The organism is Pseudomonadota bacterium (assembly GCA_018823285.1).
Classification (GTDB): Bacteria; Desulfobacterota; Desulfobulbia; order Desulfobulbales; family JAGXFP01; genus JAHJIQ01.
On the sequence record JAHJIQ010000026.1, the window covers coordinates 1 to 25,750 of the forward strand.

Consider the following 25,750-nt stretch of genomic DNA (forward strand, 5'->3'; position numbering starts at 1 on the left):
GAAAAGGGGTCGCGTCTTTGCTTGACTCATCTTCGGTTTGTCATTAGTCAACATATCTCTTGAAATTTTTCACTATCTTCGAAGGGTGAACCTGTAAAGAGTCAGTGGCAGAAGTACGGTGGATGATCACTCCACCCGAAGGTAATTCCGGATCAATATTCCAGATCGAACTCGTAGGGCAGGCCGGATTTTTTGAAATGGCTGAGGGCGTTTTTCAGCCCCTGCAGAGTGTCCAGCTTGAACTTCACCTCCCAGGCTGACTTGGGGGCATTGGGGTGAGTGAGGCGGATAATCTCCGAGATCTGCATCTCTTCGGGGGCGACCCCGAGCATCATCAGGAAACGATTCCTGCTCGGGACCTGCAGGAAAAGAAGGGTCTGCGGTTTTTTGACCAGGGTTTCCTTCAATCGCCAACGGACCTCAACCACATCTTCCCGCTGGACCTTCAGCTCGCTTATTTTTTCGCATTCCTGGCGATGCAGCGACAACCCCCTTTCACTCAGCAGGCCGAGCAGCCCCTTTTCAACCGGGACCGGATGACAACACCGGGAGAACTTGATCGCCGCCGGATCAAGGTCCTGGAGAAAGATCCGGTTCAAGGCTCCGGTCGGCGGCTGCAGGGTCACCCCGTCCGGGTAAAGATTGTCCTTGATCGACCCCACCACCTCTTTCAGCCTCAGATGCCCCTGACCCAAATGGAGAAAGAGGTCTTCAACGTTTTCGATCTGAAGCTCTTCACAGACAAAGTCCATTTCGTGCTTTTCCAGCAGGTCGAGGGGAATCGCGTATCGTTTCAGCTCCTGGACAATGATCGATCTGCCGATGGTTACCGCCAGTGCCTGCCTCCTTTTCCGGAACATCTTGCCGAGTTCGGAGCGGGCTCGCGCCGTCTGGCATAACAGCTGGATGCTCGGATCAAAATCGACCGGCTTTTCACTGGTGATGATTTTGACCCGGTCACCATCACCGAGAACTCCGTCCGGTTCCAACCGGTGGCTGCCGACCATCGCATAGCTGCAGCGGCGTCCGACCTCGGTGTGGACCCTGAAGGCGAAATCAAGCACCGTGCTTCTGGCCGGAAGGGTCATCGCGTCACCCTTCGGGGTATAGGTGTAGATCTCCTTCTTGCCGCTGGCGGCGATGATTTCCCGGTAGGAGAGATCATCGTCGGTGCCGAGAATCTCGAAAAACTCCCTGATCCCCTGTTCAAAAGCGCTCGGCGCCCGGCCCCTGGCCGACCATTCATTCAAGATTCCGGCCCGGCCGTTTTTGATCATGTCGTCGGTCCTGATTTTGAACAGGTACTGCTGCCCACGGATATTGGCCCGGGCATGGAGGCACTGGTAGCCGGTGGGTTTGGGATTGGCGATAAAGTCCCGGATGGTCCGCGGGATTGGCGGATAGGTCTGGTTGATGATCCCGAGAATCCGGTAGCAGGCCTGGATATCATTGACCTTGATCAGGATCTCCAGGGGGGTTTCGATCTCTTTCTGCAGCTGCTTGTTGACCTGGTCGTAATAAGCCCACAAACCCTTGACCCGTAAGTCCACTTCAGCGGTCAGCCAGAATTTCTCAAACTCGTCCTTCAGGGATTTGATGATCCCGGCCACTTCCTCACTGCTCTCAAAATGGTGGAGGTAGTTTTCGAGCTTATGGGCCTGGCGGGGAAACTTGTATTTCAACGCCAGATTGTAGAGTTCGCGCTTCAGTTTATAGAGCCCCATCAACCCGGCCATCGGCGCGTAGACATCGAGGGTCTCCTCGGCGATCTTCTGCTGCTTGTGCTTGGGCATCGCATCCATGGTGCGCAGATTGTGCAGCCGGTCGGCCATCTTGATCAGCATCACTTCCACCCGGGAAGCGGCCCCGGAAAAGATCTTGCGATGCACCACCTTGATAAAGGCCTGTTTGTCACCATCGAAATCGGCGATCTTGGTCACCCCGTCGACAATGTCTTCAACGCCCTGGCCGAACATTTCGCCGATGACCTCCAGGGTCACACTGTCCACATCCTCGACCGTGTCGTGGAGAATCGAGGCGGCGAGGGTCTCCGGGTCCCTGACGCCCATCTCCTCGACCAGGATCCTGGTGACTTCGCAGGGGTGGCTTACGTAAGCTTCGCCGGACTTTCGTTTCTGGTCCTGGTGGGCATCCACCGAGAAAGAAAACGCCTCCCAGAAAAGACGGGCCTCGCCATCCTGGTTGCCGAGAAACTGCTCCATGTGTTTGCAGAATGCGGCTATGTCGAAACTGTTTTCTGCCATATCCCCTGGTGGCCTCGCCCGGGCCGTTCACGTATCAACTATCGGCGGCTGAAATTATCATCAAGGAGGCTGCACGGAAAGTAACCGCGAGATCGGCCAACAGCAGATCAAAACGTCATCTACAGCATCCGCAGAACGAAAAACCAGGCAGAATCCGGACAGAACCTGCCTGTAAAAACGACAATTCATTGAAATCATTATTACATTTAGTAAAAATGTAACATCTTTAATTGGCCTTAGACAATAAATAGTTTATTGATCCTTGAACAGGGCTGCTCCCGGCTCTGCCCGAAAAATCTTTTTCAAAATGGAAACAACTCGACATGGCACGTAGAACCCGATCACGAAGAACACCTGCCGGACAGAGGCGCAAACCCGCCCGGAGGCCTGATTCCCGGCCGCAGGGAGGATCAAGGCCTCGCCACAGCAGATCAGCCGCCGGCGACCAGCACCTCCACCTGGAAGATTCAATCATCGGATTTCTCTACAGCGCAGGCGGCAGCAGTGATCTGAAAGGGATCGCGGCGGGACTTGCCATCGACTCCCGAACAAAGATCAGGGAACTCGACCAGAACCTGCAAGCCCTCTGCCGGGAAAAAACCCTCTCCTACAAGGGCAAGGACTTCCACCTCCCCCGCAACAATGAACTCCTGGAAGCAACCCTTACCGTCAACCCCAGAGGTTTCGGCTTTGCCACCCCGGTTGATGACGAGGCCGCCGCGAGCAAAAAAAGACCGGAAGCCCGAAACGACATCTTCATTCCGGCCCGGGATCTGGCTTCGGCCGGCCACGGCGACCGGGTTCTGGTCCGCCTGAGCCGGGTCGTCAAAGAAAACCGGGAAGGACGGGTGATCAGAATCCTCGGCCGCTCCGCGAAACATATCGTCGGCATCTTCCACGCCGGGAAAACCGTCTCCCATGTGGTCCCGGAAGACGCTCGCTACACCTTCAAGGTCATGATCAAAGCAGGGGAGGCCGGCCAGGCGAAAGAAGGTCAGGCGGTGGTAGCGGCCATCACCTCCTACCCCGCCGGCGACCGCAATCCGGAAGGACGGGTGCTTGAGGTTCTTGGTGATCCAGGCGCCGCTGGGGTCCAGGCGAAAATCGTAATCCTCGCCCATGATCTGCCCCACATCTTCCCGGCCGAAGCACTCGCCCAGGCGGACGCCCTTGAGGCGGCGGTCACTGTCGACCACGGCAGGAGTGATCTGCGGGATATTCTCCACGTCACTATCGACGGCGAAACCGCCCGGGACTTTGATGACGCGGTTGCGATCAGGAAGAACGGGAAGAACTTTCTCCTCTATGTTTCCATTGCCGACGTCAGCCATTATGTCACCCCCGGCTCCCCCCTTGATCTGGAAGCGTACAAGCGCGGCACCAGCGTCTACTTCCCCGACCAGGTGGTGCCGATGCTGCCCGAACGGCTATCGAACGACCTCTGCAGCCTGGTCCCGGAACAGGACCGGTTTGCCTTTACCGCGATCATGGAATTCGACCGGAACGGCAAAAGGCTCTCGGAGAAATTTGCGAAATCGGTGATCCGCAGCCATAAAAGATTCACCTACACCATCGTCAACAAAATCGTGGTCGACAAAGATCCGGCGAGCGTCGCCGAACACCAGCGCTTTGTCCCCGACCTGACCGTCATGGCCGAGTTGGCTGCGATCCTTGAGCAAAAGAGAGTGAAACGGGGCAGCATCGGTTTCGAGATCCCGGAGCCGGTGGTGGTGATTGCAGACAACAAGGTCAAGGCGATCGTCCGTTCAAAGCGGCTCCTCGCCCATAAACTGATCGAGGAATTCATGCTCGCCGCCAACGAAGCCGTGGCCGAAACCTTCACCAGGGCCAAGCGGACCAACGACCCGGAAATTCTCTACCGGATCCACGAGAAACCCGACCCGCTGAAAGTCGAGGATTTTTTCACCTTCGCCGCCCAGCTCGGGATCAGCCTGCCGAAAGGTGACCCGACTCCGGCGACCTTTGCCGCAATCGTTTCCTCCGTCCGCGACACCCCCCGGGAATACCTGATCAACAACCTGCTCCTGCGCACCATGCAGCAGGCGCGCTACAACCCGGAAAACGTCGGCCACTTCGGGCTTGCCGCCACCGACTACACCCACTTCACCTCACCGATCCGCCGCTATCCCGACCTGATGGTCCACCGCGCTCTGGCCCGAATCAGCGGGATCAAATCCGGCGCTCCGGGAAGCAGACCACCCTATGCCTCCGCCGATGACGCCGGCATGTTTCTCTCGGGCAGGGAGCGGGTGGCCGTCGACGCCGAGCGCGAGGCAGTGGAAAGACTCCAGGCCAGATATATGCTGGAAAGAATCGGAGAAGAATTTGACGGGATCATTTCCGGCGTCGCCTCTTTCGGATTATTCGTGGAACTCCTCGAAACCTTTATCAGCGGGGCGATCGATATTACCGACATGACCGAGGATCATTATGATCTCGATGAGAAAAACCATCGTTTCATCGGCCGGATCTACGGCCGGATCATCCAGATCGGCGAACAGGTCAGGGTCAAGGTCAAAAGCGTCGACGTGAATCGCAGGCGGATTAATTTTACCCTGGTCAGTTGAGAAAAGGCCGTGAAGAATAAGGATAATAGGAATCATGGGAAGAATAGGAATGATGGGACAGAGCTTTTGGAACCTCGCCATAATTCCTATCATTCCCATAACTCCCATCACGAAAAATCCGTTCTTTTGCCCCCAAGGGGCGATTACCAGACCCTGCTCTCCTACCGGAAGACCGAGATTGTTTACCAGTTGACCTACCGCTTTTGTAAACGCTTTCTGCGCCAGGGCGACCGAACCATCGACCAGATGGTGCAGGCGGCGCGTTCCGGCAAGCAGAATATTATTGAGGGCAGCAAGGCCGCCGCCACTTCTAAGGAGATGGAAATCAAACTGACCAACGTGGCCCGCGCAAGCCTCGAAGAACTGCTGGAGGATTATCGCGACTTCCTGAAGGCGCGCGACCTGCCGATCTGGGACAAGGATTCCGAAGAGGCGCGATACGTCAGAAAGATCGGCCGCGACTCCGAGGCCTCGTACGAGTCGTATCAGGAGTTTGTCGACACCCGCCCCGCCGAGGTGGTGGCCAATATCGCGATCTGCCTGGTCCATCAGGCCAACTACCTGCTCGACCAACAGATGAAGCGCCTTGAAAAGGATTTCCTCAAGGACGGCGGCCTGCGCGAACGCATGACCCGCTTCCGCCTGCAGGAGCGTGACCGCCAGCGTCGAAACCGGTAAGAAACAGAAAACCATAAGAATTACAAAGACGCATAGGAACTATAGGAATGATGGGAGTTATAATTCCCATTATTCCCATAGCTCCCGGCAAATTTCGATAAACCATAGGGAATACATACTTCAGACGAAAGAAAATCGGAACGCCCATGCCACTGAAAACCGACCCGGAAATAGCTGCCGCTTTGGAAAGGATCTCCATTGTTCTGGTGGAGCCGAAATATGCCGAGAATATCGGGTCGGCGGCGCGGACCATGATGAACATGGGCCTCTCCAGCCTGATCGTGGTGCGCCGCGAAGCGCCGGACCGGGAAACCATGCTCAAGCTCGCAACCCACAAGGCCGCCTCGCTGATCGAGAAGATGGAAATTTATCCGGACCTGGCAACCGCCCTCGCCCCGTTCAACCTGGTGGTCGGCACCACCACCCGGCTCGGCCGACAACGCAGACCGCCCAATACCCCGCGGGAAACGATCAAAAACATCATTCCGATGCTTACCGAAAACCGGCTGGCCATCATCTTCGGCCCCGAGCACCGGGGACTGACCAACGACGACCTGAAATTCTGCCGGTTCACCTCAACCATCCCCACCTCGGATTTTGCCTCGCTGAATCTCGCCCAGGCGGTGGCCATCTTCTGCTATGAGATCTATCACGGCCTGTTGTACGGGGATGAACCGCCGCCCGCCTTTGTGCCCAAACAGGCGACCAGTGTCGAGCTCGAAGGGATGTACGCGCACCTTGAAGAACTGCTGACCAGAATCGATTTCCTGAAAAAAAACCATGACCAGGATGAATACTGGATGAACTCGATCCGCAAATTCCTGAGCCGCCTCGGCATGCAGTCGAAGGAAGTGAAGATGATCCGGGGATTCTGCCGCCAGTTCCTCTGGTATGAAGAAAACCGGGAGAAGTGATCCGCTGCTTCGGCGCGGAAAAGCGGATGGCCCAGCGAGTTGATCCGACCCACATCGTTTCCTGTCGCAGCCTCTGCCGTTATCCGCTCCTGCCCGAACCACTCACCTTTGCATAAAAATGAGGCCGCCCACTTTTTTTTCCTCAATCACCGCTAGCTCCCTTGAACCGCCTGCTGCTGTGGTTACCTGGGAAAACAGCACACCCCGACCGAGCTATTCCTGAAAATATTTTCCTTAAAAAAGGTTGCATCTCCTCCGCCGAAATTATATAAGACATTTTCAGTCCTATTTAGCGAGAGAGTGATCCCATGCGATTGACCAGAGCCGGAGAATATGCTGTCCGCTGTGTATTATGCCTGGCCAGGCATGGCAGAAACCGACTGGTCAGCAAAAAGGAGATCGCAGCGCAGTACGAGATCCCCGACCAGTTCCTGGCAAAGATCGCCCAGAAACTCGCGAAGGCCGGAATCATTGAAATCAGGCAGGGGGCCCAGGGTGGCTATCTGCTGCGCCGGACTCCCGAAGAGATCTCGCTTCTCGAGGTGGTCGAAACCATCATCGGCGAGATCTCGCTTAACGAGTGCGTAACCAACAGCGCTGCCTGCCGGGCCAGCGACAATTGCGCGGTCAACCGGGTCTGGATCAAGGCCTGCAAACAATTGCGCGAGACCCTGTCCGAGGTGAGCTTCCAGACCCTGCTTGAAGAAGATTCCTGTTTCGGATTGCCGCAAATCCTTGACATGAAGGATAGCAAAAACCGATAATCTGACAATGAGCAAGAGCAAACAGAACATACTCCTCCTCGGCTCCAATGTCCTGATCAACAACCTGCCGATCAAAGAGGTGAGCCTCCTCCATGAAGGAAGCCTCCCCGCCTACGGTTACAATCCCGGAGATTCGCTGGAACTCCTGGCCGGCGGGGTAACCGTTGAACAGGGGCGGCAGGAGCAATGCCTCACCTGGCTGAATTCGCTTCGCGACCCTGAAGGTCCGGAAATCGAGATCCGGAGCAGAAGCTACGGCGACCCGAAAGAGGTCTACCAGTTTTTCCGGCAGCGAAAAACCGGGACGAAAGCCCCCGACACGGGCTGGTTCATGTTCCACCAGATTCTGCCCCCGGAAGGGCGCAGTGACAAGGAACTTCCTCTTGACCTCGCCGGCGGCGACCGAGAAATTTTCACCGGCAACAACGGCATCATGGTCATCGATGACGGCGGCAAACCCCCATCGGTTGCAGACGAACTGCAAAAACAGAACCCCTCTGCCTGGGTGATCGGCATGGGGATCAGCGTTGCCCACTGGCATGAATGGGCCAAGGCTTTCGGCAGCAGCTTCTGCCTCTTCTGCCGCCTGTCGGACCTGGAAACCACCCGGATGGAGATGGACAGCGGTCTGATCTGGGAGACCCTGACCGCCACCACCCTGCGGGCCCTCCGATCCGATGAAGTCGATCTCTGGGACCCCGGAACGAAAAATTTCCGCTGCCATATTATTATCGAAATGTTCCCGCACGGCATTCTCTACGCCGGCCCGGATGGCATCCTGCTCCGGCACCGGAAGGCCAGCCTGCCCGAAAAAAGTTCCCCCCGCCACCGCGGTTCGGTGCCCTGTTACGACACCCTGGTCACCTCAATGCTCGCCCAGGACTGCATCAGAACCGGCCGGCTGATGGCCTGCCGCAATTATTTCGCCGGTTTTTCCGAGCTGGTCCTGAACAACTGGCAGTTTTTAAACGATCACGGCTATGCCTTCAACGGCCGACTGAAACTCCCCGAGCTCGATTTTTCCCCGGTTTGTAACATCGACCCCGCACCGACCCTCAGGGAACCCTGCCTGATCAGGATCGATCCCGACACTGCCGGGTTTGACCTGACCCTGGAGGCCGTTTCCGGCCAGAGCTGGACGGAAGGAAAGAAAGAGGCGATCAGGGGGTTCTTCCCGTATCAACCCGCCCCTGGATTCAGTAAGGGACTTCAGGACGGGCTTTCCGCCAACTATCTGGATGTGATCACCGAAATCCTCCATTACCTGAAAGATGAGGTGAGCTGGAAAAAAGGCTTCAACGATCTGCGCCTCTTCAACGTGGGAAATCTGCGGACCATCGATCCTGTGGAGATCGACGCGGTCACTACCCTGCAGAACGTGATGGACAGCTATGTCTGCCGGGACCATTTTCTGCGCCCGTTGTGCGTCGGGGTCTTCGGCCCACCCGGCTCCGGCAAATCCTTTGCGGTCAAGGAGGTGGCGCGGGTCATCTCCCGCAAGTTCGACACCAATCCCTTTGAGTTCTTCGAATTCAACCTGACCCAGTTCGACGGCCCGGATGAAATCAATTCGGCCATTGAGCCGATCCGCGCTTCGGTTGCCAAAGGAATGGTGCCGATCGTCTTCTGGGACGAATTCGACTGCCGCTATGACGGCCACGAATTCGGCTATCTCCGCTACTTTCTGCCGTCGATGCAGGATGGCGTGACCTATGTGCACGGCATCCCGTACAACATCGGGCGGGCCATTTTCGTCTTTGCCGGCGGGGTCAAAAACAGCTGGGAAAAGATGGAACAGCTCCTCGATCCCGACAATCTCGACCGGGCCAAGGCCCACAAGATCCCCGACTTTTTAAGCCGGCTGCGGGTGGTGCTGGACATCGACGGCATCAACATCCCGGAAGAGTATCTCGCCGACAAGATCAGCGACCGGCAGCTCGCCGACCTGCGCCGGGTCCTGGTCAAGAGGGCCTTTATCATCGCCCACCAGATGGACACCCACTGGAAACAGGCGGCCCGCAAGACCTCCGGCCTTTTGCTGCGCCTCCTCTTGGCCAGATATAAATTCGGGGCCCGTTCCATCGAGGCGGTGATTGAATCGAGCGGTGCGGCCGACCGGCTGGTCTACGGCCTGCCGGAACTCATCGCCCCTTCCGCTTCCCGGATCCATGCCGAATGGCGGATCGATATTGAAAGACAGGTCGACCAGCTGAGAAAACAGAAAGGTCTCCGTTCGGTCTGGTAAATGTAAATACCCGGCCCACCGACGGATGGATCCCGGTTTGTTTATATAAATATTAATGGCTGTTTCAAAAGAGAGGCAGATGGTGGAGGGATGACGAAAAATTTGAAATCATCTCTCTCCACGCAAATCAACAAAGGGAGGAAAATGTGAATTCAACGGATTATAATTACGACATCGTGAGAGGCTTCGTATTCTGGAGCATTCTCTGGGGAGTGGTCGCGGTGCTGGTAGGAGTCCTGATCTCCTTTCAGCTGGTCTACCCGGACCTCAATTTCGCACCGTATCTGACATACGGAAGATTACGCCCACTGCATACCAACGCCGGGATCTTCGGCTGGGGCATCGGCAGTTTTTTTGCCATGTTCTATTATGTGGTGATCCGCCTCTGCCGCCGTCCCATCTGGAACGAGGGACTGGCCAGGTTCCAGCTCTGGTTCTTTAACGCGACCATTATCGCCGCAGCGGTGACTCTGCTTCTGGGCTTCAACACCTCCAAGGAATACCATGAACTGGAGTGGCCCATCGACATCATGGTGGTGGTCCTCTGGGTGATCTTCTCCATAAACATCATCATGACTATTGTGAAACGTAAAGAAGAGCAGATGTATATCTCTCTCTGGTATATTCTGGCCACCCTGGTCGGAGTCGCCGTTCTGTATCTGGTGAATGCGGCGGAAATACCTGTCTCGCTGTTCAAATCATATTCAGCCTATGCCGGAACCAATGATGCCAATGTGCAATGGTGGTTCGGCCACAACGCCGTGGCCATGGTGTTAACCGCCCCGCCGCTTGCCGCTTTCTATTATTTCCTGCCCAAAACAACCGGGGTGCCGATCTACAGCCACCGGATGAGCATCATCGCCTTCTGGAGTCTGATTTTCATGTATCTCTGGACCGGCGCCCATCATCTCTTGTGGACTCCGGTTCCCGATTGGGTTCAGACGCTGGCCATGGCCTTTTCCCTGATGCTGATCGCCCCTTCATGGGGTTCGGTGTTCAACGGCTACCTCTCCATGAACGGGCAGTGGCATCAGATGCGGGATAATTATCTGGTCAAGTTCCTGATCCTCGGCATCACCTTCTACGGTCTTCAGACCCTGCAGGGGCCCTCCCAGGCAGTGCGAACTTTCTCAGCCTTCATCCATTATACTGAATGGATTCCCGGACATGTCCACATGGGAACCATGGGCTGGGTCTCCATGATCCTTTTTGCCGGGATCTACTACATGATGCCCCATATCTACGGTCGTAAACTCTACTCGATACCGCTGGCAAACCTCCATTTCTGGCTGGTGCTGATCGGCCAGCTGATCTATTCGGTTTCCATGTGGATCGCCGGAATCATGCAGGCCTCCATGTGGCACAGCATGAACCAGGACGGCAGCCTCTCCTACTCATTTATGGAGACGCTGATCGAGCTCTACCCGTACTGGATGATCCGGGCCTTGAGCGGCCTTATCTACCTGGTGGGAATCGGTGTCTTCGTCTACAACATCTACATGACGGTCCGCAAGCAGCCTGTTCTGGATGCAGCCGTTCAGAACGCATAGGAGGGAATGATCATGTGGGATAAAAAACCTGTACTGTTACTTGTTCTGGCAACAATTGCCATTCTGGTCGGAACCATCATCACCATGGTTCTGCCCTTTGCCACCATCAATACCTCCGGTGACCGGATCGAATCGGTGAAACCCTACACCGCCGTCCAGTTGGCGGGCCGCGACGTATATATCAGAGAAGGATGCAACAACTGCCACACCCAGACGGTAAGACCGCTGGTCTCTGATGTGGTCCGTTACGGCGAATACTCAAAATCAGGTGAATTTGTATACGACCAACCACATCTCTGGGGTTCGCGCCGCACCGGCCCCGACCTGGCAAGGATCGGGGGAAAATATCCGGACGGCTGGCATCTCCAGCATATGCGCAATCCGACCTCACTGGTCCCTCGGTCAAACATGCCGGTCTACGCCTTTCTCGACCAGAATACCGTTGATCCCGAATACACCCGGAAGAAGATGGATATCCTAGGTTTTCCCTATACTGAAGCGGATATTACCGGGCTTCAGGGGGTTACGGAAATGACTGCCATGGTGGCCTACCTGCAGAAACTGGGCAGTGACATCCCCTGGCGGAAAAACGTCAAAACCGAGATTATCGGCCCCCTGACCAATCCCTACCTTGATGATGCAACCGTTTTGGAAGAAGGCAGAAGCCTCTACGCTGCCGACTGTGCCGCCTGTCACGGCTCAAACCTCAAGGGAGGAATCGCGGCCGACATCTCCGACCTGGATATGCCCGATGCGGACCTTTTTAAACTGATCTATAACGGGATTGAAGACAGCAACATGCCGTCCTTTGCCAAAATCGGCCAGAACAAAATCTGGAAGATCGTGAGCTTCATCAAAGCACAAAAGAGGCATTAATGAATATGGCCGGTTATTTTTACCTGGGAACAACCTTCGGGCTTTTTCTCATCCTGGCGATCATCATCTTTCGAACCTATCGCAAAGGACGAAAGAAAGAACTGGAAAACCCAAAATACCGAATGCTTGACGACGATTAGCCCTAAGAGAATCTGGATAATCGAAATAATTTCAAGGAGATAGACATGTCAGAAAACAACGAGCCGTATGATGGCATAAAAGAAGCACACCAGAAGCCGCCCTTTTATTTCAACCTGCTGTTTTATGGTCTGATCATCTGGGGTGTTCTCTTCAGCGCCTACTATCTGCTCTCGGGCTGGAGTTCCCATGAGGAATTTCAACAGAAGATGACCGCCCATGAGCAGAAATACACCTCACAGACAAAAAGCAAATAACAGAACAGACTCTTTCTGAATAGTCGGCCGGGAACTGATCGCAGTTCCCGGCCTCTGTTCATTTTACGATTTGGTTGCCATTACCGGACAGAAACGAACCGGAATTTATTGAACCATGACCAAACCTTCTCTGATAAATCCCAGGCGCACCATTTTTCAATGGACGCTTGCCGCCTTATGGTTCATGGTCCCTTTCATCAGGGTATCGGGTCACGGCCTGATTGAAACCGATCTGCCCCGATTGACCTTCTACCTGGCCGGCCGCTCATTTATCATTGAAGAGATGTACCTCTTGTGGCTGCTGGTCATGCTTTTCATTTTTCTGTTCATTTTCATGACCATGACACTGGGCCGAGTCTGGTGCGGCTGGGCATGCCCGCAGACAGCCTTTGTCGAGCTGTCTGACCGTTTTGCCCGGACGATCGGGATGAAGGTCGAAAATTTCAGGATCACCGGCTCTTTCCCCCGACAGCTCATTCTGCACCTCTATTATCTGCTGTTCTCCCTGCTCGTCGGCTGCAGTTTTGTCTGGTATTTTGTCTCGCCCTACAATTTTTTCCCGCTTCTTTTCTCGGGAAAGCTGGGCGTCTGGCCCCTGGGTACGGCCATCGTTCTGGGTGGTGTTGTTTTTACCGACCTGACTCTGATGAGGAGAGTGTTCTGCAGGGATTTTTGCCCCTACGGCCGTTTTCAGACTGTTATTGTCCAGCCCGGCACCCTCACGTTAAAGAGCCTGCCCGGTGAAGAAAAACGCTGCATAGACTGCAAGGCCTGTGTTCGGATCTGCCCCATGGGGATTGACATCAGAAAGGGGTATCAGATCGAGTGCATCAATTGCGCCCGCTGCATTGATGCCTGCCGGAAGGTCATGGCACTGGGAGCACAGCCGGGTATAATCGGCTATACTTTCGGAAACAGGGAACAATGGTTCAAAGCGCTGTTCACCAAAAAAATACTGGCCATCATGACCATCCTTCTGCTTCTTTCCGGCTTGCTGTTTTTTGCCGGAACCAACCGTAAAGGTCTGAGCATGAAGATTCAAAGATCAACATCAATACATCCAATCGCCTCAGAAACCGATACCGGAAAAAATCTGACTACTTTCTTTACCATCTATCTGCGAAACCGGACCGACCGGGAAATTGATCTTACCCTGTCGGCCCATCTCGCTGACGGGAAACCCCTGACTCTCAAAGGACCGGACACCATACAGCTGTCATCAAAAAACAATCAGTCGTTCCTCTTTGGAGTAACAACTCCGATACCGGACTTCGGCACAAGAACAGAAGTGCTCTTCACCGCCCAGGGAATAAACGGGCAGGAATATTCTCGCAGCAAGGCCTATATTTCAAACTCTCTCGGGGAACACGAATAACATGAATAAAGATCGCGGCAAAACCACCAACGTCTGGCCCTTTCTGGTCATCTTCATCGGGATCTCTTTTCTCGGGGTCACAGGTTGGTCCATATACAGAGCGACTCTTGGTGTGAGTCCGGTGACCGACCCGGAATATTACAGTCATGGTCTCAAATACAACCAGAGCAACATCGAAATCAAAGCGGCGGAAGCTTCGGGCTGGGCACTTTCCACTGTTCTCAAAGGGCAGGAGCTTGTCGTAAATCTTGTGACCCATTCCGGGCAGGCTGTCACGGGTTGCAAAGGGGATATCATCATCTATTCCAACAGCAATGCACGGCGGCTCGAACTGGAGCTTGTGGAGCAGAGTCCGGGACGATACTCCATGCTCTTCCCCGAAAACCTCACAGGCAGCATCACCGGAGACCTGAGCCTCCACCGTGAAGGCGCCAGGATCACTCGCCGCCTGATTGTTAACCTGTAGGAATTTTCACTATTTATAGACCGAAGGTATCATCCCGCATGCTAACGCTCATGATTTCTTCCGGCTCCCGCCTCCCGGTTTTCTGACCGGATGCGGCAGAGACACTTCCTGATGGAGAACGAACCAGCCCCCGGACACCGGGCGCCGGCTTTGAAAGAGAGTACAATGCCTGATCTTCCCGACATCTGTCACCACTGCGGCCTCGGAATCCCTTCGGGACAGCTTGTTGAAGACCTGATTGACGGCGCGGAACACCGCTTCTGCTGCCACGGTTGCGCCACCGCCTATCGGATCATCACCGGTGCCGGACTCGGGGATTTCTACACCCGTCGTGACTGGCAGAACGGCGGCGTTCCTGAAGGCGTGTTCGAGTCTGTTTATGAAGACGCCTTTCTTGACAGGTTTGTCCGGGACAATAATGGCGAAAAGGAGATGTCCCTGATTCTTGAAGGGATCCACTGCGCCACCTGCATCTGGCTCATTGAGCGTCTGCTGACAAAAAAGGAAGGAATCCTGGATATCAGGATCAACTACGGAACCCACCGGGCCAGAATCTCTTTTGATGACAAGAAGATCACACCCGCCGAAATCTGCACCGCCCTCGGCAGGATCGGTTATCTCGCCCGGCCGTACTCGGTTGATGGTGCAGCTGCCGCCCGGGAAAAGGAACAGCGTGATCTCCTGATCAGATTCGGCACCGCCGCATTCCTGTCGATGCAGCTCATGGGATACTCATTCGCGCTCTATGGCGGCTATTTTCAGGGCATGGATGAATCCACCCGATGGCTGTTGCAGATTTTTTCCGCCGTGGTCACCACTCCGGTGGTCTTCTATTGCGGCTTCCCCTTTATGAACGGCGCCTGGCGCAGCCTGAAGAACCGAATGGCCGGGATGGACCTGCTGGTGGCACTTGGCGTTCTTGCCGCCTATTTTTACAGCGTTTCCGCGCTCGTCCGGGGCGAGGAGGTTTATTTTGACACCTCGGCGATGATCGTCACCCTGGTCCTCCTCGGCCGATTACTCGAAGGGCGCGCCCGGCATCAGGCAGGCGACAGCATCAGCCGCCTGCTCAATATGAGCCCGGATCACGCGATCAGGATAAACGGGGAAGAGCGGGAACAGGTGGCAAGCAATATTCTGGTGGCGGGCGATACTGTCCTCGTCCGGCCGGGAGACCGGTTCCCGGTTGACGGCATCATGGTCAGCGAAAGGGCGGAAGTTGATGAATCCGTTCTCACCGGTGAATCGAAAACCGTGGTCAAGGAGGAGGGGCACGAGGTCATCGCCGGCTCGCTGAACCTGGTCAGCGCGGTGAAGGTCCGGGTGATCCGGACCGTCGCCGACTCCTTTGTGGCAAAAATCGCCGCCATGGTCGAAGAGGCACAGAATCGTCGCGCCCCGGTGCAGGCTTTTGCCGACCGGATTGCCGCCATTTTCGCGCCGCTGGTGATCCTGCTCGCAGCGGGAACCTACTTTTACTGGCTGCTGCAGGGGGCAGGAGGCGGCCCGGCCCTGTTGAGCGGGGTTGCGGTGCTGGTCGTCGCCTGCCCGTGCGCTCTCGGGCTCGCCACTCCGACCGCAGTCCTGGTGGCAACCGGGGCAGCTGCCCGGCGCGGCATTCTCTTTCGCGGCGGAGACATTCTTGAAAAAGCCGGGGCGATCAACCTGGTCGCCTTCGACAAAACCGGAACCCTCACCAAAGGCCGGCCGCAGGTTATCGCCGTTGAACCCACAACCGGCAGCGAAGAAAATCTGCTTGAAACAGCGGCAAGAATCGAGGGTGGTTCAAATCATCCTCTGGCAAAGGGAATTGTCACCGAGGCCGTGAAAAGAGGGATCAGAGCGAAGTCCGGTGAAAATGCAACCATCATTCCCGGTCAGGGAGTGCTTCTTGAGGACGGGAACTCTACAATCCTAGCCGGAAGTCTCGCCTTTCTGGCGGAAAAGGGCATTGCCCTTGAAGAGCCGCCACCCTCAGGCCACACGGCGATTTATCTGGCCGAGGGGAAGGTGTATCTTGGCCGCATCCTCCTCGAAGACCAGTTGCGTGAAGAGGCAGTTGCAACTCTGGACGAACTTAAAAAGTCAGGGTTGAAAACCGTGATGCTCACCGGCGACCATCGGCAGACCGCGGAGATGATCGCCCGGGAACTGGGCATCGACTTTATCGCCGACATGAAACCGGATGACAAGTCCGCCTGGATCAAAAGAATGACGGAACTGGGTGACCGGGTGCTGATGGTCGGGGACGGCATCAACGACGGGCCGGCCCTGGCCGCCGCATCAATCGGTTGCGCGATGGCGGGATCAAGCGACTTCGCCGTTGACGCGAGTGATCTGGTGCTGACCACGCCCCGGCTTGATCTGGTCGCCGAATCAATCCGGATCGGCAGAAAGACCATGCGGGTGATCCGCCAGAATCTGTTCTGGGCCTTTTTTTACAATATCCTGGCCCTGCCCCTGGCGGCTTCGGGCCGCCTGGCCCCGATTTATGCGGCCGCCGCGATGGCTGCGAGCTCGGTCTGCGTGGTCTGCAATTCGTTAAGATTAAGAATCCGTTCAAGCGGTCCAAACGATTCAAACAGTTCAAACAGTTCAAACGGTTAAGACAATGCTCAGTTCAATCATCATCCTGATTATCCTCTCTTTTTTCCTGGGAACCGCGGCCTGGCTCTTCTTCATCTGGGCCGTGAAAAAAGGCGAGTTCGACGATATGGAAGGGCCCAAATACCGGATGCTGGACGACGAACCGGACGATCCGAAACCGGGAGAGAAAGATGAGTGACGCGCCCCTTTACCTGATGGCCCTGCTCACCGGCTTTCTCGGTTCCGGCCACTGCATCGGGATGTGCGGTGGGATCGTCTGCGCTCTCGCCCTGTCGGGCAAGGGGCAACAGGGCGGCATGCTCTTCCATCTTCTCTACAACGGCGGCCGGCTCGTCACTTATGGATTTATCGGCCTGCTGGTGGGCTGGCTGGGGTCCCTGCTTGCTTACTCGACCGCCTTCGACGGGGCGGCGCGCCTGGTTCTGGTGGCCTCCGACCTGTTCCTGATCGTTGTCGGCCTGGGCACTGCCGGGGCGTTTGCCCGGCTCAATTTCATGCGCCTTGATTTCCCCGGACCGGTGAAAACGCTCACCGGGGCGGTCAAAAAACTTCACGCCCTGCCCACTTACGCCTCCGCCCTGCCGCTGGGGCTCCTCTTCGGCTTTCTCCCCTGCGGCTTTCTCTATGCAATGGCGATCACCGCCGCCCAGACCGCCTCGCCCTTAAGCGGTTCGCTGGTGATGGTTTCCTTCGGTCTCGGGACGTTGCCGGCCCTTTTTGCCTTCGGCAGCGTCGCCCATCTGCTGGGGACAAGGGCCCGCGGCTCTATGCTGCGCTGCGCCGGAGCGGTGGTCGTGCTGATGGGGCTGATTAATCTCGCCCGCCATCTGCAGCTTCTGGGATTTCTCCCCGGCGGAGTCGCCGGCTGCTTCTGCTGAACCGGCCCCCACTATTTCGGTCAACATTATGACACCAAGGTTCTCTCAACAAATTGAAGCTCCCCGCAGCAGATAAGCGCTAGACTTCGAGCTGCAGGGAATGCGCGCTGTGCATGTTCAACTGATAACAATACCCATGAGTCGATCCTGATCAATATCACACATTCAAAATTATACAGAATCCAGCGACAATCGGTCTTCCCAAAAATCTGCGTGCATTACAAGAACTTTGCTTTTGGATCATTTTTCAGATACTAATTCTTAGGATAATTTACTCCCCCGCCGGTGTTTGAAAAATAACGAGCCCAAATTAAATCGAATGAATATTCAGAAACTTGAAGATGAGATTAAAGCCCTTGTTCAGGATACTGACAGGGAGTCTTTTATTTATGGTCTTTTAGAAGCTTACAACCTGCCCAGGGCGGCCATATCTCGCCTGAAAAAAGGCGCTTATAATCAGTCAAAAAATGAAGGGGAACTTCTCTGGAAGAAAAAGCTCTATTTCAAGGCTGCGGCAACAGATGACCTGCATACAACTATTGATGAAATGAAAACGGACAATGGGGCGAAAAAGCATCAGCCCCGTTTTCTGATTGTGACGGATTTTCATCTTCTGCTTGCCATAGACACCAGGACAGACGGCACCCTTGATATTGCTTTTAATAATTTAGCCAATCATTTTGATTTCTTCCTGCCGTGGGCCGGATTGGAGAAGACGCAAGTAAAGGGAGAAAGCCTTGCCGATATCCGGGCCGCGGAACGCATGGGGCGGCTCTATGACATAATCTGCGAGAACAACCCGACAGATACCCCGGAAGAACGACATACCCTGAACATTTTTCTCTCCCGGGTGCTTTTCTGTTTTTTTGCCGAAGATACCGGCATTTTTGCGGACGATCAGTTTACCTCCGGGGTGGCCTCCCATACAGCTGCCGACGGCACTGATCTGCAACCCTATCTGCAGAAACTGTTTCAGGTTCTCTCGGTGCCCCGGCGTGAAGGACTGCCAAACTATCTCAAACAGTTTCCTTATGTCAACGGCGGTCTCTTTGCCGAGGAATATACTGTTCCAAAAACCAATCGCAAGGCGCGGCAGATCATTATTGAATGCGGGACCTTGAACTGGAAGGAGATCAATCCGGATATTTTCGGCTCCATGATCCAGGCCGTGGTTCATAGTGACCAGCGCGGTTCCCTGGGCATGCACTACACCTCGGTGACCAATATCATGAAGGTCATTGAACCGCTCTTTTTAAATGATCTGCATGAGGAACTAAACAAGGCGGGAGATAACAGAAAGAAGCTGGAAAAACTGCTTACCCGCTTACGCAACATTCGTATCTTTGACCCGGCCTGTGGTTCCGGCAATTTCCTGATCATTGCCTACAAAGAGTTGTGCAGGCTTGAAATTGAAATTATCAGAAAACTGCAGGGGCTGCAGAAATCCCTCAACTTCATGTCCAATATCAAACTCAGCCAGTTTTATGGCATTGAACTGGACGACTTTGCCCATGAGACCGCCAAGCTCTCCCTGTGGCTGGCCGAGCACCAGATGAATCTCCTGTTTCAGGAGGTGTTCGGCGAATCAAAGCCCACCCTGCCCCTCACCGACGGCGGCAATATCGTCTGCGGCAATGCCACCCGGATTGACTGGGAAACGGTGTGCCCCAAGGATGCGGGGCATGAGATTTATGTTTTGGGGAACCCGCCGTATTTGGGCTTCTCTTTGCAAGAGAAAAACCAAAAAGAGGACATGAAAAAAGTATTTCATCCCAGAGAAGATTATAAGCGCCTTGACTATATCAGTTGTTGGTTTTGGCTTGCGGCCCAATACATTCAGAATTCACACGCACAATTTTCCTTTGTTTCAACAAATTCTATCTGCCAAGGGGAACAAATTTCTCTAATTTGGCCATCCATTTTCCAGTTGGGCTTAGAAATTGGATGTGCCCACCACTCATTCAAATGGACAAACAACGCGAAAGGCAACGCTGGTGTAACTTGTGTCATAATTGTCGTTAGAAGATCATCAGACAAAGCAAAATATCTATTCACCGATGGCGTTAAACGTAAAGTTTTTAGTATAAATCCTTATTTGGCTTCTGGAAGTAATGTTGTTGTTACAAAAAGAACAGGTTCGGTTTTGTCAAAATTCCCGCAAATGGTTCGTGGTGACATGCCTATAGATGATGGAAACCTCATTTTATCTGAGGCAGAAAAATTAACACTGGTAGAACAATATCCCGAATCACAGCAGTATATACGTAAGTTTATCGGCGCAAGCGAATTTATGAAAAGTACATATCGATGGTGCTTGTGGCTAAAAAATGATTCAGAACAAGCACTAAAGATTTCCCAGATTCGTGACAGGGTTGAGGCTGTCAAAGCTGTTCGTCAAGCCAGCAAAAATGAAGGAACTAGACGTGCAGCAGAAACTCCACATCTTTTTGGACAATTAAGACACATTGACACACCTTCAATCATTGTTCCAAGGACAACGTCTGAGAGGAGAACCTATATCCCTTTGGATTTTATTGATGAGAAAACCATTGTTTCTGATCTGGCTAGCACAATTCCAGCAAACACCCCTTACATCTTCGCCGTCATCTCCTCCCGGATGCACATGACCTGGGTGCGGGCCGTGGCTGGCCGTCTGGAAACCCGAATCCGTTACTCCTCGGCCCTCTGTTACAACACCTTCCCCTTCCCGGATATTTCAGAAAAGCAGAAAACCGTTTTGGAAGACCATGTTTTTCAGGTGCTGGACGAACGGGAACAGCACCCGGAAAAGACCATGGCCCAGCTCTACGACCCTGACAAGATGCCGGACGGCCTGCGCCAGGCCCATCATGACATGGACCTGGCCGTAGAACGCTGCTACCGGGCCAAACCATTTTCCAGTGACGAAGAGCGGCTGGAATATCTCTTCAAACTCTACGAAAAAATGACCTGGGCGGAGGAAAGGAATGACTGAGATCAAATCAACCCTCGAACGCCTGCTTTCATATGGCCACGAAACTGAGGTCCTGGAGTTTAAAGAGGCTAAGAATAGTTATAACTTTCAGAAAATTGGCAAATACTTTAGTGCCTTGGCCAATGAGGCAAATCTGTTGGGCAAGAAGGAGGCATGGCTGGTTTTCGGAGTTCGTGATAAGGACAAGACCATTGTCGATAGTCGCTACAGAACAAGTCCGAAGGATCTTCATAATCTGAAAAAGGAAATAGCCGACAAAACAAACAACCGTATTACTTTTAAAGAAATTTATGAGGTAGAAACTGATCAGGGTCGGGTTGTCCTTTTTCAGATTCCTGCGGCCCCTCCCGGGATGCCCGTAAGCTGGGAAGAAACCTGGTATGGTAGAGATGGCGAATCGCTTGTAAAACTCAATATTGAAGAGATTGAACGGATCCGGCAGCAAGGCAGAGATGAAGACTGGTCCAAAAAGATTTGTGAAGAAGCCACCATTGCCGACCTCGCTCCTGAAGCTATTCAACGGGCAAGAGTTCTTTTTGCTGAAAAAAACCCCAAGCTCTCTTCGGAGGTCGCAGCGTGGGATGATCTCACCTTCTTGAACAAAGCCAAGCTCTGTATCAGAGATAAAATCACCCGGACGGCCATTATTTTACTCGGCAAGCCTGAGTCGGAACATTTTTTAGGTACGGCTATTGCCAGAATCAGCTGGATTCTTAAAGACAGGGACAACATCGAAAAGGATTATGCCCATTTCAGCTGCCCCTTCCTGCTCAATGTGGATGAAGTGTATGCCAAGATCAGAAATCTGAAATATCGCTATATTGCCGATGGGACTCTCTTCCCTCAGGAGGTAGACAGCTACCACCCCTACATTATTCGAGAGGCGCTGAACAACTGTATTGCTCACCAGGATTATACCCTTGGCGGTAAAATCAATGTGGTGGAGCGAGAAGATAGTCAGCTCATTTTTAACAATATGGGTTCCTTTATTCCGCAAACCATTGAAAATGTCATTGAGGCGGATGCCCCGGAGCCGCTCTACCGCAACCCATTTTTGGCTGAGGCCATGGTAACGCTTAACATGATTGACACCATGGGCAGCGGTATCAAAAAAATGTTCACTATTCAGCGGCGGAAATTTTTCCCTTTGCCGGATTACAGCTTTAACAACAATCAGGTTAAAGTAGTCGTGACCGGTAAGGTGCTCGACATTAAGTACGCCATGAAGTTGGCCCAGATGCCGAACCTGAGCCTGCATGAAATTATGCTGCTTGACAAGGTCCAGAAAGGGAAGGCCTTGAGTGATGTTGAAATCAGACAACTTAAAAATCAAAAACTCATCGAAGGCCGGAGACCCAACTTCCATATCTCTTCCCAGGTGGCCAGCAAGACAGGTCAACAGGCTGACTATCTAAAATGGAAAGGGATCGATGACGAGTATTGCCAGAAGGTTATTCTTGATTATCTTGGAAAATTCGGCACAGGAAAAAAGGCTGATTTTGAGAAGGGGTTACTGGACAAGTTGCCGGATGTTTTAACTGTGCAGCAAAAACAGGATAAGATCAGAAACAACCTGCAAAAATTACGGAGAGAGCAGCTGATTGAAAGCAAAGGCTGGACATGGCACTTGGTTGCGCACGATTAGTTTAGCTATATTTTAGCTGTTTTTTAGCTGTTTTTATTGTTTCTCGCCAGAAGTGAATATGCAGAAAATAACGCAATGTCAGACATATATCAATCAAACAAGAACGGCTAAAACAGAAATAGAAACATGTTAAAAGCTAAAACAATCAAGACGGAACCTGAGTATGACCAGGCTCTCGTCCGTATTGAAAAACTGATGGATGCCCTGCCCGCCACCTCTGAAGGTGATGAGCTTGAATTACTGGTAACTCAAGTAGAGTTATACGAAGCGCGGCACTATGCCATTGAGCCGCCTGATAAGGAAAGTGCTGTCAAATTTCGGATGGAGCAGCAGGGAGAACTGTAAAAATATGCCCGACTTAGTCAACGTAACCTATGCCCGAACGGGCCGCTCCATCGCCACCGACGGGATGGGCATGCGGGAGATGCAGGCCCGGGCCTTTGCGGCCGGGAAGGCCCAATATCTGCTGCTGAAAGCGCCGCCCGCCTCCGGGAAATCTCGCGCCTTGATGTTTCTGGGGTTGGATAAACTCTTTAACCAGGGCCTGAAAAAAGTGATCGTGGCGGTGCCGGAGCGTTCCATCGGCAGCTCCTTTGCCCGGACTGACCTGACCAGGCATGGTTTCTTTGCCGATTGGGACTTTAATCCGGCCTGTAATCTCTGCACTCCCGGCGGCGAGACGAGCAAGGTTACCGCCTTTGTAAACTTTTTAAACGATCCGGCCGCGACCATTCTGATCTGCACCCATGCCACCCTGCGCTTCGCCTTTGAGGCGGTGGCGGAAGAAAAGTTCAACGACACCCTGCTGGCCATCGATGAGTTCCACCATGTCTCGGCCGACAGCGACAACCGGCTGGGCGAGGTGATCCGTTCCATCATGGCCAACACCTCGGCCCATATTGTCGCGATGACCGGTTCCTATTTCCGGGGCGACTCGGTGCCGGTGCTGGAGCCTGCGGATGAAGCCAGGTTTGTCAAGGTCACCTATAACTACTATGAACAGCTGAACGGTTATGAGCATTTAAAGACCTTGGGCATCGGCTACCATTTTTATCAGGGCCGTTATCTGAGCGCCATTGACGAGGTGCTGGATACCGATAAAAAGACGATCCTCCATATTCCCAATGTCAATGCCGGCGAATCAACCAAAGATAAACATAATGAGGTCAACGCTATCCTTGATCTCATCGGCGCCGTGACCCATCAGGACCCGGATAGCGGCGTGATTTTTGTGAAGCGGCACAACGACGGCAAGATCATCAAGGTTGCCGATCTGGTGGAAGACACCCCCAGGGAGCGAGACAAAATTGTCGGCTACCTGCGCGAAATGGATGATGTTGACGACATGGATCTGATCATCGCTCTCGGCATGGCCAAGGAGGGCTTTGACTGGCCCTATTGCGAGCATGCCCTGACTGTAGGATACAGGGGATCGCTCACCGAGATTATCCAGATCATCGGTCGGGCCACCCGTGACAGCAATAACAAGACCCACGCTCAGTTCACCAACCTTATTGCCCAGCCGGACGCGGTGGATGAAGAGGTGCGGCTGTCGGTCAATAACATGCTGAAAGCCATTACCGCCTCGCTCTTGATGGAACAGGTACTGGCCCCGAATTTCAAGTTCAAGACCAGACGGTTTGATGATGATCCGCCGGAGGCAGGGACTTTGAAGATACGGGGATTCAAGGAACCCAGCTCGCAGCGGGTGAAGGATATTGTCGAGTCCGACCTCAATGACCTGAAAGCCGCTATCCTGCAGGACAATACCTTACTCAAGACCCTGCCCGGTGAGTTTATTGAGCCGGAGGTGATCAACAAAGTGCTGATCCCCAAGGTAATCCAGACCAGGTATCCGGAGTTGACCCCGGAAGAGGTTGAAGAAGTGCGCCAGCACGTGGTGGCTGACTCGGCGATCAAGAACGGCGAGATCAAAACGGTCGGCGATAAAAGTTTTGTGCGGATGGCCGGCAAGTTTGTCAATATCGATGACCTGCACATTGACCTGATCGATCAGATCAACCCGTTTCAGAAGGCTTTCGAGGTATTGTCAAAATCGGTGACCGCCAAACTGCTCAAGGTGATCCAGGAGACCATCGACGCCGGGCGTATTCAGATGACGGACGAGGAAGCGGTCATTTTGTACCGGGACAAGATCGGCCCCTTTATGAAGACTCATGGCGGACGGGAGCCAAATATCAACGCAAGCGACCCCCTGGAAAAAAGAATGGCCGAGGCGCTGGTTTATTTACGCAATAAGAGGCGGCAACAGACAATTAGCGCATCATGATTGATTTTGAGAAAGAATTACATACGATCCTGCAGGATGATCCTTTAGGATTGCTGGCCGTCAAGGCAAAGGCATCTTCCGCCATCAGCGGTGATGAGAGACTGGTTGCCTCTTTTGAGGAGATCAACTCATTTATCCGTGAACATGGTCATGAACCGGCGGAAAGCCGTGATATAAATGAAAGAAGGCTGTACAGCAGGTTGAAAGGCATACGCAATAACCCGCAAACCGCTGAACCATTAACTGACTACGATATCTTCGGCCTGCTTGGTGAACCGGAAAAGGTGGAGCCGGTGGAGTTAAACACGGTTGAGGACGTGCTGGAACATGACACCCTTGGTTTGCTTGATGGCGGCGCTTCCGGCGGTGAGGCTGATCCGGGCGATATTTTTACACTGACCCACGTCTCCAAGCCTGCCGACAGGCCGGACTATGTCGCCAAACGTAAAAAATGCAAAGAGTTTGCCCGGTTCGAGCCTCTCTTTAGGGCCATACATACCGGCCTGAAAACAAAAGTAAAAGTTACCAGAAAATTTACCAGTGAAAGGCAGATCAAGCCTGGAGAATTTTTTATTCTCGATGGCATGCTGGTTCTGGTTGCCAATCAGGGAGAATGGGAAAAAAAGAATTTCGGCAATGTCAATGCCCGGCTCTATTGCGTATTTGAGAACGGTACAGAGTCAAACATGTACCTGCGCTCTCTGGCCGCGGCCCTCTGGAAAGACGAGCACAGCCGCCAGGTTATCGATGCAAAACAGAAAGAATTGTTCAAAGAGGATGAGCAAGTTGCCGGGGAAGATGAAGCCACGGGCTATATTTATGTCTTGCGTTCTTTGAGTGAAGCGCCTGAGATCAGAGAAATCGAAAACCTGTATAAAATCGGTTTTTCCCGCAAACCTATCGCTGACAGAATCCAAAATGCCGCCCAGGAACCAACCTATCTTATGGCTGATGTGGTTCCGGTGGTAGACTGGCAGACATATAACCTTAATCCACAAAAGCTTGAACAGCTTCTCCATACTTTTTTTGCCGAAGCATGTATCGAGCTGGATGTTTTTGACGGTGATGGCAAACGGCATACTCCCAGAGAGTGGTTCGATGTGCCCTTGCATATTATTGAAACAGTCGTAGAACTGTTGATTAATGGTGAGATTGTCAACTATCGCTATCATCACGCCAGGCAGGAAATCATGGCAAAATGAGATGTTCTGCCCTTGCAGCATATTGCTTTGATGTGGGGC

20 protein-coding genes are annotated in these 25,750 nt (G+C 53.5%); 19 read left to right on the forward strand and 1 reads right to left on the reverse strand.

The window, feature by feature from the left end; translation table 11 throughout:
• Positions 1 to 152: 152 nt before the first annotated feature.
• On the reverse strand, positions 153 to 2,264 hold the full coding sequence (locus KKG35_07040; GenBank protein MBU1737882.1) for an HD domain-containing protein: 2,112 nt from the start codon (positions 2,262 to 2,264) through the stop codon (positions 153 to 155).
• A gap of 323 nt (positions 2,265 to 2,587) precedes the next feature.
• On the opposite strand from KKG35_07040, the gene rnr reads away from it, so the two are divergent.
• From rnr to KKG35_07135, 19 genes are all read left to right on the forward strand, one after another.
• Positions 2,588 to 4,852, forward strand: coding sequence for a ribonuclease R (gene rnr / locus KKG35_07045; GenBank protein MBU1737883.1), 2,265 nt, complete (start codon positions 2,588 to 2,590; stop codon positions 4,850 to 4,852).
• Positions 4,853 to 4,918: 66 nt separating this feature from the next.
• Complete coding sequence (locus KKG35_07050) at positions 4,919 to 5,530, forward strand: four helix bundle suffix domain-containing protein (GenBank protein MBU1737884.1); 612 nt, start codon at positions 4,919 to 4,921, stop codon at positions 5,528 to 5,530.
• 146 nt (positions 5,531 to 5,676) lie between these two features.
• Positions 5,677 to 6,444, forward strand: a complete 768-nt coding sequence (locus KKG35_07055) for an RNA methyltransferase (protein ID MBU1737885.1) — start codon at positions 5,677 to 5,679, stop codon at positions 6,442 to 6,444.
• 308 nt (positions 6,445 to 6,752) lie between these two features.
• The gene (locus KKG35_07060; protein ID MBU1737886.1) at positions 6,753 to 7,208 is read left to right on the forward strand and encodes an Rrf2 family transcriptional regulator; all 456 of its coding nucleotides are present in this window, start codon (positions 6,753 to 6,755) and stop codon (positions 7,206 to 7,208) included.
• A 7-nt stretch (positions 7,209 to 7,215) separates the two neighbouring features.
• The gene (locus tag KKG35_07065; protein ID MBU1737887.1) at positions 7,216 to 9,453 is read left to right on the forward strand and encodes an AAA family ATPase; all 2,238 of its coding nucleotides are present in this window, start codon (positions 7,216 to 7,218) and stop codon (positions 9,451 to 9,453) included.
• Positions 9,454 to 9,599: 146 nt separating this feature from the next.
• Positions 9,600 to 11,003, forward strand: a complete 1,404-nt coding sequence (locus KKG35_07070; GenBank protein ID MBU1737888.1) for a cbb3-type cytochrome c oxidase subunit I — start codon at positions 9,600 to 9,602, stop codon at positions 11,001 to 11,003.
• 12 nt (positions 11,004 to 11,015) lie between these two features.
• Positions 11,016 to 11,879 carry a cbb3-type cytochrome c oxidase subunit II gene (locus tag KKG35_07075; GenBank protein ID MBU1737889.1) on the forward strand — a complete coding sequence of 288 codons (864 nt, stop codon included), beginning with the start codon at positions 11,016 to 11,018 and terminating at the stop codon, positions 11,877 to 11,879.
• The gene (locus tag KKG35_07080) at positions 11,879 to 12,019 is read left to right on the forward strand and encodes a cbb3-type cytochrome c oxidase subunit 3 (GenBank protein MBU1737890.1); all 141 of its coding nucleotides are present in this window, start codon (positions 11,879 to 11,881) and stop codon (positions 12,017 to 12,019) included. Before KKG35_07075 ends, KKG35_07080 begins: the two co-directional genes overlap by 1 nt.
• Before the next feature lie 45 nt (positions 12,020 to 12,064).
• Positions 12,065 to 12,274 carry a hypothetical protein gene (locus KKG35_07085; GenBank protein ID MBU1737891.1) on the forward strand — a complete coding sequence of 70 codons (210 nt, stop codon included), beginning with the start codon at positions 12,065 to 12,067 and terminating at the stop codon, positions 12,272 to 12,274.
• Between the two features lie 115 nt (positions 12,275 to 12,389).
• Positions 12,390 to 13,649 (forward strand): 4Fe-4S binding protein, encoded by a 1,260-nt coding sequence (locus KKG35_07090; protein ID MBU1737892.1) that lies wholly within the window; start codon positions 12,390 to 12,392, stop codon positions 13,647 to 13,649.
• Between the two features lies 1 nt (position 13,650).
• Complete coding sequence (locus KKG35_07095) at positions 13,651 to 14,115, forward strand: FixH family protein (protein MBU1737893.1); 465 nt, start codon at positions 13,651 to 13,653, stop codon at positions 14,113 to 14,115.
• 165 nt (positions 14,116 to 14,280) lie between these two features.
• On the forward strand, positions 14,281 to 16,722 hold the full coding sequence (locus KKG35_07100; protein ID MBU1737894.1) for a heavy metal translocating P-type ATPase: 2,442 nt from the start codon (positions 14,281 to 14,283) through the stop codon (positions 16,720 to 16,722).
• A gap of 4 nt (positions 16,723 to 16,726) precedes the next feature.
• Positions 16,727 to 16,900 (forward strand): cbb3-type cytochrome oxidase assembly protein CcoS, encoded by a 174-nt coding sequence (ccoS, locus tag KKG35_07105; protein MBU1737895.1) that lies wholly within the window; start codon positions 16,727 to 16,729, stop codon positions 16,898 to 16,900.
• Entirely contained in the window at positions 16,893 to 17,600 is a 708-nt protein-coding gene (locus KKG35_07110; GenBank protein MBU1737896.1) for a sulfite exporter TauE/SafE family protein, read from the forward strand. The genes ccoS and KKG35_07110 overlap by 8 nt, the downstream gene beginning before the upstream one ends.
• 319 nt (positions 17,601 to 17,919) lie before the next feature.
• Positions 17,920 to 20,574, forward strand: coding sequence for an N-6 DNA methylase (locus KKG35_07115; protein ID MBU1737897.1), 2,655 nt, complete (start codon positions 17,920 to 17,922; stop codon positions 20,572 to 20,574).
• The gene (locus KKG35_07120) at positions 20,567 to 22,219 is read left to right on the forward strand and encodes a putative DNA binding domain-containing protein (GenBank protein ID MBU1737898.1); all 1,653 of its coding nucleotides are present in this window, start codon (positions 20,567 to 20,569) and stop codon (positions 22,217 to 22,219) included. Before KKG35_07115 ends, KKG35_07120 begins: the two co-directional genes overlap by 8 nt.
• Before the next feature lie 126 nt (positions 22,220 to 22,345).
• On the forward strand, positions 22,346 to 22,564 hold the full coding sequence (locus KKG35_07125; protein ID MBU1737899.1) for a hypothetical protein: 219 nt from the start codon (positions 22,346 to 22,348) through the stop codon (positions 22,562 to 22,564).
• Between the two features lie 4 nt (positions 22,565 to 22,568).
• A complete protein-coding gene (locus KKG35_07130) occupies positions 22,569 to 24,509 on the forward strand; it encodes an ATP-dependent helicase (GenBank protein ID MBU1737900.1) in 1,941 nt (646 codons plus the stop codon).
• On the forward strand, positions 24,506 to 25,711 hold the full coding sequence (locus KKG35_07135) for a GIY-YIG nuclease family protein (GenBank protein ID MBU1737901.1): 1,206 nt from the start codon (positions 24,506 to 24,508) through the stop codon (positions 25,709 to 25,711). Before KKG35_07130 ends, KKG35_07135 begins: the two co-directional genes overlap by 4 nt.
• The last annotated feature ends 39 nt before the right edge of the window (positions 25,712 to 25,750 follow it).

Coding starts and splice junctions, on each gene's coding strand:
- KKG35_07040 (MBU1737882.1), bottom strand. CDS start 2,264: ATGGCAGAAAACAGTTTCGACATAGCCGCATTCTGCAAACACATGGAG.
- rnr (MBU1737883.1), top strand. CDS start 2,588: ATGGCACGTAGAACCCGATCACGAAGAACACCTGCCGGACAGAGGCGC.
- KKG35_07055 (MBU1737885.1), top strand. CDS start 5,677: ATGCCACTGAAAACCGACCCGGAAATAGCTGCCGCTTTGGAAAGGATC.
- KKG35_07060 (MBU1737886.1), top strand. CDS start 6,753: ATGCGATTGACCAGAGCCGGAGAATATGCTGTCCGCTGTGTATTATGC.
- KKG35_07065 (MBU1737887.1), top strand. CDS start 7,216: ATGAGCAAGAGCAAACAGAACATACTCCTCCTCGGCTCCAATGTCCTG.
- KKG35_07075 (MBU1737889.1), top strand. CDS start 11,016: ATGTGGGATAAAAAACCTGTACTGTTACTTGTTCTGGCAACAATTGCC.
- KKG35_07080 (MBU1737890.1), top strand. CDS start 11,879: ATGAATATGGCCGGTTATTTTTACCTGGGAACAACCTTCGGGCTTTTT.
- KKG35_07085 (MBU1737891.1), top strand. CDS start 12,065: ATGTCAGAAAACAACGAGCCGTATGATGGCATAAAAGAAGCACACCAG.
- KKG35_07090 (MBU1737892.1), top strand. CDS start 12,390: ATGACCAAACCTTCTCTGATAAATCCCAGGCGCACCATTTTTCAATGG.
- KKG35_07095 (MBU1737893.1), top strand. CDS start 13,651: ATGAATAAAGATCGCGGCAAAACCACCAACGTCTGGCCCTTTCTGGTC.
- KKG35_07100 (MBU1737894.1), top strand. CDS start 14,281: ATGCCTGATCTTCCCGACATCTGTCACCACTGCGGCCTCGGAATCCCT.
- ccoS (MBU1737895.1), top strand. CDS start 16,727: ATGCTCAGTTCAATCATCATCCTGATTATCCTCTCTTTTTTCCTGGGA.
- KKG35_07110 (MBU1737896.1), top strand. CDS start 16,893: ATGAGTGACGCGCCCCTTTACCTGATGGCCCTGCTCACCGGCTTTCTC.
- KKG35_07115 (MBU1737897.1), top strand. CDS start 17,920: ATGAATATTCAGAAACTTGAAGATGAGATTAAAGCCCTTGTTCAGGAT.
- KKG35_07120 (MBU1737898.1), top strand. CDS start 20,567: ATGACTGAGATCAAATCAACCCTCGAACGCCTGCTTTCATATGGCCAC.
- KKG35_07125 (MBU1737899.1), top strand. CDS start 22,346: ATGTTAAAAGCTAAAACAATCAAGACGGAACCTGAGTATGACCAGGCT.
- KKG35_07130 (MBU1737900.1), top strand. CDS start 22,569: ATGCCCGACTTAGTCAACGTAACCTATGCCCGAACGGGCCGCTCCATC.
- KKG35_07135 (MBU1737901.1), top strand. CDS start 24,506: ATGATTGATTTTGAGAAAGAATTACATACGATCCTGCAGGATGATCCT.